This is a genomic window from Rheinheimera pleomorphica (assembly GCF_011634895.1).
Lineage (GTDB): Bacteria > Pseudomonadota > Gammaproteobacteria > Enterobacterales > Alteromonadaceae > Alishewanella > Alishewanella pleomorphica.
Genome location: NZ_SIRR01000012.1, coordinates 84,793 through 98,722, shown reverse-complemented (window position 1 = coordinate 98,722; position 13,930 = coordinate 84,793). Strand labels below are relative to the sequence as shown.

Here is a 13,930-nt window from a genome sequence, read left to right as displayed (position 1 = left end):
ATTAACAAAAGGCGGTAATAATACCGCCTTATTGCTCTGATGAAACCCTGTTTGTTACTTTTTTGCCAAACGGCTGACCATTTTAAAATCAGCCGTGATATTGGCAGCTTCTTCTAAAAAGGGATCAATTTTCTCAAGTTTCTCTGGTACATCGTCCAGCGACGTCACAACAGGCAGACCAAAACGCTTTAGCCGTGCATTAACCCGGGCCAATTGTTGCGCTTTATTTATATCGCGCTCAGCAATACGCTCGGCTTCTTTCAGTGATACCGTTTTGTCATCCAGTTGTTCTTTGTACTGCGCGATATCATCCAGTAAATACTGAAACTCCTGCTCGCTACTGATCCTTGCATGATGCTTTTCCCGCAGCACGGGCACCAGGGGGGTGATATCAGTCAGGCTGTTATAACGGGCAGCATTAATCGAATCCCACGGTAATGCGTATTCCTCTTTGCTTTCGCCCCACTCGGCCGGATCTATTGCGGTAGGAAACTGGATATCCGGAATTACGCCTTTATGCTGAGTACTACCACCGTTAATACGGTAAAACTTAGCAATGGTATATTGCACACTGCCAAGCGGGTTATCGAACATATCATAAATACGCCCCAGCCCGCGGTGTTGCTGCACAGTGCCTTTACCAAAGGTTTGCTCACCCACTACCAAAGCTCTGCCGTAATCCTGCATGGCGGCGGCAAAAATCTCTGACGCCGAAGCACTGTATCGGTCTACCATCACCGTTAACGGCCCTTCGTAATAACTGACGCCATCGTTGTCCTGTGACACAGACACCTTGCCATCACCCTCACGAATTTGCACCACCGGGCCGCTGTCAATAAACAAACCGGTCAGTAAGGTCGCTTCCTGTAGCGAACCACCGCCGTTGCCGCGTAAATCAATAATGATGCCATCAACCTTGCTATCTTTTAGCTCGACCAATAGCTTTTTCACATCTTCGGCTAAATTGTTATAAAAGCCCGGGATGCTGATCACGCCAATTTTCTGATCCAGTTCTGATAGTTGCGGTTGAAACACCTCGGCTTTTGCCGCCCGGTCTTCCAGTCGGATCTTGTCACGCACGATACTGATAACCTGGGCCTGACTGGTACCAATATCGTTAGCGCCAACGACCTGTAACCGAACGGTACTGCCCTTAGGCCCCTTGATCAGATCGACCACATCGTCCAGCCGCCAGCCAATCACATCAACAAATTCCGCTTTGTCCTGGGCAACACCGATGATTTTATCTTTTGGTTTTAACTTCTGGGTTAAATCTGCCGGCCCACCGGGCACCAGGCTTTGAATAACAGTGTAATCTTCGTCTGCGCGCAATACGGCGCCAATACCTTCCAGAGACAGGTTCATTTCCTGTTGAAAACGGTCAGCATTACGTGGCGATAAATAAGAGGTATGCGCTTCGATACTGCGGGCAAATGAATTCATCACCAGTTGAAACACATCTTCGCTTTCGGTCTGGGTTAAACGCTTTTGCGTATTACGGTAGCGCTTTGTCAGTATGGTTTTAATTTCATCATCTTTTTTACCGGCCAGCTTCAGGTTCAGCGCATCAAACTTCACCCGTTGCCGCCAAATCTCATTTAGTTCTGCCGTCGTTGCAGGCCAGGCCGCATTTTCGCGGTCATAAAGGTACTGGTCATCACGGGTAAAGTCGAAGTCTTTCTCCAGCAGCGCCAGCGCATAATCAAACCGTTCAGCCCGGCGCTTTAACGTCAGGTTGAACATGTCAAACGCGAAGCTCAGGTTGCCTTTGTTAATCGCATCATCAAATTTATCGCGATACGGCTCGAAGGCATCTACGTCAGCTTTTATCAGTACATTGCGGTAATAATCCAGGTTTTTCAGATAGGTATCAAACATTCTGGATGATAACGCATCATCAAGTTGCACAGCATTATAATGGCCACGGGTAAACAACGCTGTTATGCGTTTTGTTGCCGTCGCATGTTGCGCGTCCTGTGTAATAACCGGCAGCGTCAGCGCCTCTGCCGCATTTTCAGCATACACATTGATGCTAAAAGCTGTGACAAAAGCTGTCGCTAGTACTGATAATTTATTCATAAGCTACTCTGCGTTAGTCAGGCTAAATACAAACTGTCCTGACGGGTTTTGATCACCATACCAGATCCCAATTGTACCGTGACATCATCTTTACTGACTTCAAGCACTGTTACCGGCATCGGACTTTGCCCAAGCTTTAACAGCACCTTGGCACCAACAACAACCTCTGCAGCACTGGCCGCTTGCAGTGCTTTACTGCTTTGTTGCGGTGCGTCAGCGGTTTTAACCGGTTTCTGGTTAACCTTAGTGCTTTTAGAGGCCGGAGAAACTTTTTTGTTCGGATTTTTTTTGTAACCAGGTTTGTCAGCATTAGCCGTACTGGCTGCCTTTGCTTTGGCTTCTGCAATTTTGGCTTTACGCTTTTCTGCTGCTTTGGCTTTGCTTTCTTCCAGCGTTTTTGCTGCATGCTCAGCTTGTGAGGCGTCAATTACCTCTGCTGCAGTCCCTTCCAGATCAACCCGGGCAACACCTTCTTTTGTTGCTTCCAAATAACGCCAGCTTGAGGTGTAAACTCTAAGCGCTTGACGTAATTGCGTTTTACTTACCACTACGTCATCTTTCAGTCGCTCAGCCAGGTCCTGAAAAATGCCTATTTTCAGTGGCTTTGCTTCACCAGCAGCACTAAAGCACGCCGGAAACTGCTGTACCAGATACGCCAGTACCTCTTTGACGTTAGTTGCTTTTACATTTTGTTCAGTTGGGGTGGTCATTAACGCTTCACTCTTCTTCATCTGTGGTATCCGCTTCGGGCGTACCTTCTTCCAGCTGTTGGCGCACATAGGCCAACGCCCAATCTATCAGTTCATCTTCATCAGCTTCCAGCAGCACAGTGCCGCCACGCAGTTCATCCCAGATAGCCGGTAATAACTGCTCTACCTGTTCACTGCTGATGTCATCCGGCAACGCCTGCCAAACAGCATGATAAACCGCATTAACCTTGTCGGTAACCAGTTCTTCATCACCTTCCCAATCACCAATATCGGCAATATCAAACAGATAATCGTGAACTGAAAGCGCATCTTTCATAAAGTGGCTGCCAGGTGCTGCTCAAACAGGCTAATAATTTGTTCAAGACCTGCCTGATCCTCGGCATCAAAGCGTGCCAGGCTCGGACTGTCGATATCTAACACCGCAATAATGTCACCGTTGTGACGCAGCGGTAACACAATTTCTGAGTTACTGGCGGCATCGCAGGCAATGTGGCCCGGAAATTCATGCACATCGGTTACCAACTGCACCTGCCCGGTTGCCACGGCCGTGCCACATACGCCCTTGCCGACAGGGATACGCACACACGCTACCTGGCCCTGAAACGGCCCCAACACCAGCTCACCGGCACGCATAATGTAAAAGCCGGCCCAGTTTAAATCGGGCAACTGGTTAAACAGCAGCGCACTGATATTCGCCATATTGGCAATAAGATCGGTTTCCTGGGCAATTAAAGCCTGTGCCTGCTGCTTTAGCAGGCCGTACAACGCGGTTTTCTCACTAGACATGAAATATGGAATTCTGATTAAAGCTTAAAACCCGTACATTACTCGTTTTACCTGAGAATTTAAACTCCTTGGCGGCAAAGTTTTCTCCGCCACAGCGTATTTAACACCGGCATCGGCCTGATTGGCGGTTATTTAAGCTATCTACAGGGCAGAGCTGACCACTTGATGGGGATTGGGCGGATAAAAACATGCCGGTTGTTGCCCCTGATGGCTGAAAAAGCGCGTATCTTTGAACGGTAGCTTCATAAAACCACCTACGCCTTCGCCACTGATTAACGCCACATTACGCAATATGTTGTCTAATAAAGCACTAAACGCTTGCTCAGCCGCCGGATCCAGTAAGCGGTAATAACTGTGAATTTTCATATACAAACTGCTGACTTCAAAAATAATGCAGCCGGTATGGCGGATTAAATTCAGCTTGGCAATGTCTGCCATGATGGCATCCGGTAACACCAATTGCTCATCAGGATCTTTACCATCTTCAAAGTAAGAATGCTGTTTGCTGGCCTCTTCCAGACTTAAAACCGGTGCCAGCTGATAAGGTATCACCGCACCAGATGGCACAGTAAACGGCTGCGCTGTGCTGGTCCGGCTGATATGCAAAGTATTGCGGGCATTAAACAAGCAGGCCTTAAAAATACCTACTTTGGCGATAGCGCGTGCCAGCGTCACCACATTGTTTACCGACAACGCGAAGGATGTTGCCAGTGCCGCATCATATAAATTCAGGCTGGAATCGATGTAAACGCCATTGGTTTGCCAGTGAATGGCCAAGCCGCCGACGACCGGATAACGTGCCAGCCGGCTTACTGCTGCGACAAAGGCTTTTTCGGTCTCCCCCATGCCTTCGAGATAATTCTTGTAATAGCGCTCTAACTGAACGTCATCAACATAAGCAATGCCGTCTTCTTCGCTGTGCTCGCGTAAAAAAGATTTACGTGAGGAATACACCACAGTATCCAGCTCCCGTACGTCGGGGCTTACCCATACCGGCAGCAAAGGGCTATCATCAAATAACGGCAGCGCTGGCAGTACCAACTGCTTTAATCTGGGCATCTGTTGCAAAAAATAATCGCCAGCCTGAGCGCGTAGCTGCACGTCATCTGACAGCATGCTATCGAGCAAAGTGGCAAATTCTACCGGTAAACCTAAACTGCGCGCCGGTATCGCTTTGCGACCAAAGCGGCACGACTGGCCGGATGCCAGCGCATATAACGTACCGGCAACCCCCTGCTCGTCAAACCGTGGGCTGGACAAGGCACCGCTGCGCTGCTCGGCACCGATAAAATACACATCGCCCATGCGGGCGTTAGAGCTTTGCAAATCTGCCGACATTAACTGCATTACATTGTTCGACAGATACTGGCCCTGTGCATCCAACTGGGCAAATACCGACGATCCCCAGTCAATCACACTGATCCGGCCGCTCTGCTCGTCATATACCAGGTTCGATGGCTTGATATCCCCATGCACTATAGGTTGCAGTTCACCCTCTTTACGGTACCCCCTTAAAAACAACAACACATCCGCCAGCTGACAGGCGATGTCGATCAGTAAACGGGCACTTAACCGGCCATGCTTCAGGCTATATTGTTCCAAATCGATGCCTTTACCGCGCTGCATCATTAAAATGCCCTGCTTTCTCACGACCTGATAGGTAATGTACGCCGGCACATTAGGGTGCTTTACCTGCGACAACATATAGGCCTCGTCGGCCAGCCGCTCCTGAATATGCAACGGCAAATTAATACGCGAAAATTTAAACACGCAGCTTTGACCACTGGCATCCAAGCCGGCAAAGGCAAAACCATAAGCGCCCTTGCCGATAAGTTCGATGCTTTTATACCCGAGTTTTTCCAGCTCAGAAATACATAATGCCACCCAGTCTTTTAGCTTTTTCGCATCATTGGCATTAAGCAAATAGATAGACTGCTCTTCCGGAATATAAAAATTACGCAGCTGGTTTTTATCTTGCATCGCTTATGCCTTCACACAGCGCTCAAGCGCCCATTGGCGCAGCGCAGTAATTTGCTCAGCCATGACCACCGATAACGGCTGTGTTGCCGCTAATTCGTCGATTAAATGCGTAATGCTAAAGGTGCTATTACCGGCGCGGGCACGAAAGCCGGCTCCGACTACAGCCTGCTCCAGCTCCGCGCCGGAAAAGCCGTGGCATAATGCCAGCACAGAGCCAAGCTCCGCCTCGCTTAGCGGCAATTGCCGCTTTGTCAGGTGCAATTGCAGTAACTGCAGTCTTTCCTGTTCATCGGGCAAATCAACAAAAAAGATTTCATCAAAGCGGCCTTTACGCAGCAGCTCCGGCGCCAAATCATGGATATTATTTGCCGTAGCAACCAAAAACACCTGCGACTTGCGCTCAGACAACCAGGTTAAAAAACTGCCCAGTAAGCGCCGCGATACACCATTGTCGTTATCACCTGACGACAAGCCTTTTTCAATTTCATCTATCCACAACACGCACGGCGACATGGCATCAGCCAGTGCCAGCGCCTGGGTAAGGTTCTTTTCGGTTTCACCAATGTATTTGTTGTAGAGCGCGGCCATATCCAGGCGCAATAACGGCAAATGCCAGCTTCCGGCAATGGCTTTGGCGGCCAGACTTTTACCTGTGCCTTGCACCCCGGTTAACATTAGCCCTTTGGGGGTATCTTTGGCCTGCTCTATAAATGACTGCTGGCGCTGTGCTAACCAGTGTTTTAAGTGTGTCAGGCCAATCACATTAGTAAAACTGACGCTATCAAAAACCTGGCTTAACACGCCATCGGTTTGCAGCAAGCTAAATTTGGCGCGGTTAATCCGTGGAATATCGGCTTGGGTAATGGCGCCATCGTCGGCAATGGCTTTGTACGCCAGCCGTTTTACTTCATCGAAGGTCAAGCCCCGTAAGTTTTGTAGCAGCAAGCTGACATTCTCTGCGGTCAGTTCTGCCAGCATGCCGGTTTTTGCGGCATAGCTGTCAGCCATATCATGAATAAGCTGACGAATTTGCTGATCAGATGGCAAGCTTAACGTAAAACGGTAACACAGCCGGCTTAGCTCTGGCGGCACATCAATGGCATGGCTGAGCAAAATCAGGGTATGGCCCAGCTGCTCATGCGCCTGGGCTATCTCTTTGATATAACGCACATGCTTAGGCTCAGCCAAAAATGGGTGAAAGTCACACAACACATAGATACCGCTGTTGCGGGTGCTTTTGATTTGCGCCAGCAAATTGGTCGGCTCAGCATTAAACGCCTGGGCGCCCTGCTCGCTATCTAGCCGCTGCAGGCCATCGGTAATGGTCCATTTAAACACCGGTCGCATCAGGTTAACAGCCAGACGTTTAATCAGCATCAGCGCCCGCGGCTCTTCATAGCTTTCAATAACAATCAGTGGGCTGTGTGCCTGAACTAATACCCGTAAATCATCAAACTCGTGCATCTGCGCCCTTAAACAAAAACCCACTACAATGAGTGGGTTTTAGCAGAAAGCAAGGGTAAATCCAAGCAGCAAATCATGCTTAGCGCATGGCGACTAACATAGCCGATGGTTGCTCCAGATACTGCTTCCACAGGTTGGTAAAGCGCGCTATGGTACCGCCGTCTATCACCCGGTGATCGCCAGACCAGCTTATTTGCATCAGCTGACGCGCCTCTACCTCACTTTTGCTGTTAAAGCGTGGCAGCGTTTGCACCTTACCCAATGCCACTATCGCCACCTCAGGCTTGTTGATAATAGGTGTAGCCACAGTACCACCGAGCGCACCAATATTGGAAATGCTTATGGTGCCGCCTTTTAAATCGGCCGGGCTAACACGGCCTTCGCGGGCTTGCTCGGTTAAACGGGTCAGATCATTGGCAATATCAATAATTGACTTACGCTGACAGCCTTTAATATTCGGCACCAACAGGCCAATTTTTGAGTCTACCGCTATGCCGATATTGTGATCCTCAAAGTACGTCAGCTCAGTGCAGTCACTGTTAACCTGAGCGTTCATAATGGGGAATTCATTGATGGCCAATGATAATGCCTTGATAAAAAACGGCATCATCGTCAGCTTAACACCCTGCTTGGCATATTGATCTTTTAAACTTAAGCGCAAGGCGATCAGCTCAGTTAAATCAATCTCCTCGCAGTAGGTAAAGTGCGGTATGGTCGATACCGACTCTACCATCTGCCGCGCCATCGCCGCCTTAATGCCTTTAATCGGCTCAACGCGGCTCCCCCCGGCAACGGCGGGTTGCGCTGCTACCGGTTGTTGTGCTGGCGCAGGTGCGGCTGGCTTGCCTTGTGCAAAAGCGCGTACATCTTCTTTGTACACGCGGCCTTTCTCGCCGCTGCCAGGCACTTTGCTTAAATCAATATTCAGCTCACGGGCTAAGCGGCGTACGGCCGGGCTGGCCAACGCTTTGCCCTGTGCTGCGGGTGTTGTCACCGCTGCTGCAGGCTTAGCCTGTGTTGTTGTCACAGCAGTAACCTCAGCAGGCTGCGCTGCTGCCGTGCCGGCATGGCTCATGGCAAACAAGGGGGAGTGTACCTTAGCAATATCGCCTTTGGCATAATACAGCTTGGTAACTTTACCTGAGTATTTAGCCGGAATTTGCACCAGAGCTTTGTCGGTCATCACATCGCACACCGGTTGGTCTTCAACGATGTCATCGCCTTCTTTTACCAGCCAGTCGACGATTTCACATTCGACAATGCCTTCGCCAATATCCGGCAGAATAAAGTCCTCGCTGGCACTGTCACTTACAGCGGCAGCAACAGGTGCTGGTGCGACCGTTTCAACGGCTACCGCGGCGGCTTCGCTGCCACCGGCCAGCTGCATTTCAAACAGCGGCGCATGCACTTTAGCAATATCGCCTTTAGCGTAGTAAAGCTTACTGACGATACCATCATGCACCGCCGGAATTTGTACCAGAGCTTTGTCGGTCATCACATCGCATACCGGCTGATCTTCTTTAATGGTATCGCCTTCGGCGACTAGCCATTCAACAATTTCGCACTCAACGATACCTTCACCGATATCCGGCAGAATAAAATCTTTTTTCATCTCTGCCTCCGTTAAAAGTTGACTGAGCGTTTAATCGCTTCATAGGTTTTTAAATGATCAGCAACATATTCTTTTTCCAGCGCCAACGGGTATGGTGTATCCATACCACAAACGCGCTCAATCGGGCTTTCCAGATGTAAAAAGCACATTTTCTGAATAGTCGCGGCAATTTCACCGGCAAAGCCACCGGTTAACGGTGCTTCATGGTTGATCACCAGACGGCCGGTTTTCTTTACCGAAGCCGCCACAGTATCAGCATCCCAAGGCAGTATGCTGCGAAGGTCAATCACTTCACAGGAGATGCCGTCTTGCTCAGCCATTTCTACGGCTTTTTGTACGATTTCCATCTGCGCGCCCCAGGCCAGCACGGTAATATCTTTACCCTGCTGCGTCACTTCGGCTTTGCCCAGTTCAATTTCGTAGTAGTCTTCGGGCACTTCGCCAGTAGATGCGCGATACAGCTTTTTCGGTTCGAAGAAAATAACCGGATCCGGGTCGGCAATAGACGCCAGCAGCAAGCCTTTCGCCTGATAAGGGTCACGTGGGATCACCACTTTTAATCCCGGTGTATGGGCGAAATACGCCTCGGGTGACTGGCTGTGATAATGGCCGCCTGCTATACCACCGCCGTAAGGGCTGCGAAATACAATACCGCCGACGTTGAACTCGTTACCCGAGCGGTAGCGAAACTTCGCCGTTTCATTGACGATCTGATCAAAGGCCGGGAAAATGTAATCAGCAAACTGAATTTCTGCCACCGGCTTCATGCCCTGCGCTGCCATACCATTCGCAAAACCGGCAATGCCCTGCTCCGTTAAAGGCGTATTAAAGCAGCGCGCCTTGCCGTATTTTTCCTGCAATTTGCTGGTGGCGCGAAATACCCCGCCAAAATGGCCAACGTCTTCACCAAAACACACCACGCCATCATCTTTGGCCATCGCTAAATCAAGCGCATTATTAATGGCCTGTAACATATTCATTTTTGCCATTAGTCTAGTCTCCCCGCCGTCACCGGATACGCATCCGGGTATTTACGGATATGCGCTTTTAACTCATCTAGTTGTTGTTGTAATGCCGCAATAGGCTCGGCGTATACGTCTGAAATCAAATGCTCTATGCCCGGCTTAGCGACTTTTTCGGCCACTTTTAACGCATCAAGAATTTCTGTACGCAGCTTTTCAATCGTCGCCTTATCGTCAGCCTCATTCAGCCAGCCTTTTTCCAGCAACCATAAACGGAAACGGGCAATAGGATCGTTCTGCCGCCACTTTTCTTCTTCTTCTTTAGAGCGGTAGCCGCTTGGATCATCTGACGACGAATGCGCCCCTAAGCGATAAGCAATAGACTCAATTAACACCGGTTCGTTGGTCGCCAGCGCATGTTCACGCGCCATCTTTGTCGCCTGATACACCGCTAAAATATCAGCACCGTCTACCCGCAGCGCTTTCATGCCATAACCCACCGCTCTGCAGGCAATACCGTCACCAACAAACTGTTCATTCGCTGGGGTGGAGATGGCATAACCATTATTGCGGCAGAAAAAAATCACCGGCGCTTTATGCACCGCAGCCATATTCAGCCCAGCGTGGAAGTCGCCTTCAGAGGCGGCGCCTTCACCAAAGTAGCAGATAGTCGTATTGCTTAAACCACGCAGTTTTTGTGCGTAAGCATAACCACTGGCCTGCGGAATTTGCGTGCCCAGCGGTGAAGAAATCGTCATGTAATAAATGTCTTTGCTGCCATAATGCACCGGCATCTGGCGGCCTTTACCCAAATCTTTCTCGTTGGAAAACAGCTGATTCATAAACTGCTCCAGCGTAAAACCACGATACCTAAGCGCCCCCTGCTCCCGGTACTGCGCCATAATCATGTCTTTATCATCCAGTGCCGCAGCGCTGCCAACGGTAGCCGCTTCTTCGCCTAAACACTGCATATAAAAGCTGATCCGGCCCTGACGCTGTGCAGCCAGCATGCGCTCGTCCAGCACCCGGATAAACACCATGGTATCGTACATTTTCAGTGCCGTGGCTTTGTCCAGCTCTGGTGCTACGGCACCTTCGTAAAGGCTGCCGTCGTCACGCAGGATGCGCAGCGTCGGAATTTTTAACGCATCACCGGCAGTAAACTCTGCAGTGTGCACCGTGGTGATGGTGGCGTTATTTGGGTTATTCATAGGGTGTCTCTTGTTTGTTATACGTGTTAGACATGTAGCCGGATAGCGCAACCTGCGGTGTGTTGCAGGTTATCGCAGCTTGGGTTTACCGGCTTAGTATAGCGGTTTTACCGCGCTCCCCGTTTTGTACAAGCCATAGGCCGGTACCGGATTGTTCTGTTTCTTATCGGCGGCAACTTTACCTTTACGTAAACTGCATTGCAACCTAAGCTGCCGTTTGCTCTGTGCAGCAGAGCAAACGACTGTCAGGTTAAATTTACTGTTGTTGTCACTCTTGCTGTCACTAGCGCTAAGTTTACGCCAGATTATGCGCGACGGTAGTCGGTACCACCATCAGCATGGCGCGTTGACCAATGGCCACTTTGGCGTTAGGGAAAATTATCGCCTCGCCTTCACGCTCTACCCGGTACTCAGTATCGCCATCGGTGGCCAACAAGGTGCCAAGCGGGTAACTGGTAAAGTTTTCGACATCATCGGCAAAATGCAGTTTAAACTCCTGCGTTTGTTTATTAATGGCGCGGTACACCTGATACAGCTGAAACTGCTGCTCATCGAAGCGCTGCGTTTGCACAGTGTCACTACTAACCAGTTGGCGCAGCGCTGCGCGGGCTTTGCTAAAACGGCTCATATCATTTTTGCCAAACGGCTGCACTTTCCCCAGCTCTATGGTAAACGCATCGGCACCATGGCTATTGGACGCATAGTAGCTAAAAGTAGAGGCCGGTGTTTGCATTAACAATACCGTGGTCACATCGCAAGCCTGTAAAAATTCAAATTCAGCTTTTTGCCAGGGCTTGTCGTGTAAGAATGGATAAACGGCAAATTTTTCAAAGCGCGAGCCGCGAATAGCGGTGTGCAAGTCATACAAATAACGGTTACGCGTAGTCGCACCGGTTATGCGTACCTGACTATAAAACCGGCTGACATATTCCTCTAACGCCTTGGCGCGCTTGCGCTCGGCGTTAATTAACCCGGCGCCCAAACTATGATGGCCGGAAAACAGCCGGTTTAAGTTTTCGCTGACTTCCCGCGTGCCGGCATTTATCGCCGGCGGGTTGCCAAATAACACCAGTAGGCGGTGTTTCAGCGTTAACTTACCGGTGAGCAGATCTTTTACCAGCTCGGCACAGATTTCGATAGGTGCGGTTTCATTGCCATGCACGCCGCAAGACAGCACGATGTCTTTTGCAGTGGCGGTTTTCGGTTCAAAACAAATAACGCCGGTATCCCATATGCTGGCTGTCGTGCCATCGGCAAGGCTAAACTGTGCCGGGGCTAAACCGTCCGGATTGGCTAAGGTAAGGGTTAAGAAATCGCCATCTTGTTGCAGCGGTAGTAAGGTTTGCGCCATGCGCCTGCTCCCTGTTGTCAGATTGCGGCAAATTCTAACCCATTAACACCACAGACAAAACGGCACTGGACACTTTAGCCGGAAAAAGCCACCACTTTGTCACGCCCTGCCGCTTTAGCCTGATACATGGCGTGGTCGGCATCCGCCAGCAGTTGCTTTAACAAATACCCTGAACTGTCCGAGCCGCTAACGCCAAAACTGGCGCTTAACCTAAAGTGGTAACCACTGTCGTGGCTATTAATACTGGCAATGGCGTCACGGCAAATCTCCGCCAGTAACACCGCTTTGTCGCTTTGGCAGCCTGGCAACACGACGGCAAATTCTTCACCGCCAATTCGGCCAAATATATCATTATTGCGCATAAAGTTACGGCAGGTTTTCACCACCGCCTGCAACGCCCAGTCACCGGCAGCATGGCCGTGGATATCGTTAATCTGCTTAAAGTGGTCCAGATCAAATAACATCACGGCCACCGGCTTGGCATTTTTTTCGCAGTACTCCAGCGCCAGCGAGGCCTGATTAGTAAAGTGATAACGGTTACTGATACCAGTAAGCTGGTCATACTCGGCAATTTTCTTAAAGCGCTGCCGGCCGGTAATACCCCGGTAGGCCGCCATGCTGGCCAGTAACAAGATAACGCCCAGCACGAATACCAGCAGCTTATTCTGCCGTGCGTCCTGGCCGTATAAATCACGCTGTAATGCCAACAGCTCATTGTCTTTATCCAGTAGCGCAATACGTTGGTTTTTTACTTCAACCTCGGCTCTGGCCAGGTAATAAGCTTGTTGCTGTGCAAAACGGTTATCACTGTGTGCTTTTAACGCTTCCGTGTATTTGCGCTGAAAATGCAGCGCCGTTTTATAGTTTTGTTGCGCTTCGTGTGCGCTATACAACGCTTGATAGGTGTTTATCAGCGGCAGGCTATAGTCTTCAGTATCCAGCATATTTAAGGCAGCATTGGCCAGGTTTAAAGCGTCATCATACTTACCCCGTTTTACTTCTCCTTGTGCAGCCAAAGCTGACGCACTGGCAACCAGCAGCGGATAACTAATAGCGTTAAGTTCGTCTTTATAACTGTGGAAATATTGGCTGGCTTGTTCAACGTCGCCTAGGTTTAGCAGATAATTGTGCCGCTTAATTCGGATCAGGTTGGCAAATACCTGTTCGTTAAGCTGCAAACAATGGGCAATAGCCTCGGTAACCCGTTCGTTAAATGCCGGCCAATCTTTCAGGCCATACAAGGACTCCAAAAGATGATGCTTTGCATGACACCTGGCGCGCTCTGATACGGCACTATTTATCAGCATTTGTGAATAAAACTTGCCGGTTTCAAACTGTTCCAGTTGGTTGTAGCTGTATGCCATGACACTAAGGCCATGCTCCTTTGCACGCGCATTTTGAATATCTGGTAACTGGCGGGTAATATCCTGCAGTAACGAAAAAGCGGAGTGATAGTTGCGGGAGACGGCCTGCACATTAATCAGCAATGCTTTAACCCGAAACAACAGCTCTGGCGCGATCGGGCTGTGCAACATTGAGGTTAAATGCAATTGTGCAGCTTTAAGATCGCCTGACAGCATCAGATTATAGCCTTGCAATAGCTGCAGATAGTCCCGCTCTGCCGCAGACAAGCTGGTGCTGTCGCGTTCAATAATCGCAAGCTGTTGTTTAAAAGCTCCGACATCGGCAACTTTCAACTCATCAAGGCGTTCTAAACGTGCACTGGCGCTGGCGTCTGCTATCAGCAACATAAAAAAACCAGCAAACAATATGAT

General features: G+C 49.8%; 11 protein-coding genes. All 11 read right to left on the bottom strand.

All coding sequences use genetic code 11. The annotated features are described in order from the left end of the window. Positions 1–54: 54 nt before the first annotated feature. Positions 55–2,079, bottom strand: coding sequence for a carboxy terminal-processing peptidase (gene prc / locus EYB30_RS13645; RefSeq protein WP_166839461.1), 2,025 nt, complete (start codon positions 2,077–2,079; stop codon positions 55–57). Positions 2,080–2,096: 17 nt separating this feature from the next. Next, positions 2,097–2,810 (bottom strand): RNA chaperone ProQ, encoded by a 714-nt coding sequence (proQ, locus tag EYB30_RS13640; protein ID WP_241698044.1) that lies wholly within the window; start codon positions 2,808–2,810, stop codon positions 2,097–2,099. Then, the gene (locus EYB30_RS13635; protein WP_166839460.1) at positions 2,797–3,105 is read right to left on the bottom strand and encodes a hypothetical protein; all 309 of its coding nucleotides are present in this window, start codon (positions 3,103–3,105) and stop codon (positions 2,797–2,799) included. The genes proQ and EYB30_RS13635 overlap by 14 nt, the downstream gene beginning before the upstream one ends. Further along, a complete protein-coding gene (locus EYB30_RS13630) occupies positions 3,102–3,575 on the bottom strand; it encodes a GAF domain-containing protein (RefSeq protein ID WP_166839459.1) in 474 nt (157 codons plus the stop codon). The genes EYB30_RS13635 and EYB30_RS13630 overlap by 4 nt, the downstream gene beginning before the upstream one ends. 141 nt (positions 3,576–3,716) lie before the next feature. After that, a complete protein-coding gene (locus EYB30_RS13625) occupies positions 3,717–5,555 on the bottom strand; it encodes a protein kinase domain-containing protein (protein WP_166839458.1) in 1,839 nt (612 codons plus the stop codon). 3 nt (positions 5,556–5,558) lie between these two features. Then, positions 5,559–7,019, bottom strand: a complete 1,461-nt coding sequence (locus tag EYB30_RS13620; protein WP_166839457.1) for an AAA family ATPase — start codon at positions 7,017–7,019, stop codon at positions 5,559–5,561. Positions 7,020–7,098: 79 nt separating this feature from the next. Further along, the gene (locus tag EYB30_RS13615) at positions 7,099–8,631 is read right to left on the bottom strand and encodes a dihydrolipoyllysine-residue acetyltransferase (RefSeq protein ID WP_166839456.1); all 1,533 of its coding nucleotides are present in this window, start codon (positions 8,629–8,631) and stop codon (positions 7,099–7,101) included. Between the two features lie 11 nt (positions 8,632–8,642). Next, the gene (locus EYB30_RS13610) at positions 8,643–9,620 is read right to left on the bottom strand and encodes an alpha-ketoacid dehydrogenase subunit beta (protein WP_166839455.1); all 978 of its coding nucleotides are present in this window, start codon (positions 9,618–9,620) and stop codon (positions 8,643–8,645) included. Further along, a complete protein-coding gene (locus EYB30_RS13605) occupies positions 9,620–10,804 on the bottom strand; it encodes a thiamine pyrophosphate-dependent dehydrogenase E1 component subunit alpha (RefSeq protein ID WP_166839454.1) in 1,185 nt (394 codons plus the stop codon). Before EYB30_RS13605 ends, EYB30_RS13610 begins: the two co-directional genes overlap by 1 nt. Positions 10,805–11,099: 295 nt before the next feature. Beyond that, entirely contained in the window at positions 11,100–12,155 is a 1,056-nt protein-coding gene (gene astE, locus EYB30_RS13600) for a succinylglutamate desuccinylase (RefSeq protein WP_166839453.1), read from the bottom strand. A gap of 74 nt (positions 12,156–12,229) precedes the next feature. After that, the gene (locus EYB30_RS13595) at positions 12,230–13,906 is read right to left on the bottom strand and encodes a GGDEF domain-containing protein (RefSeq protein ID WP_166839452.1); all 1,677 of its coding nucleotides are present in this window, start codon (positions 13,904–13,906) and stop codon (positions 12,230–12,232) included. Positions 13,907–13,930 lie beyond the last annotated feature (24 nt).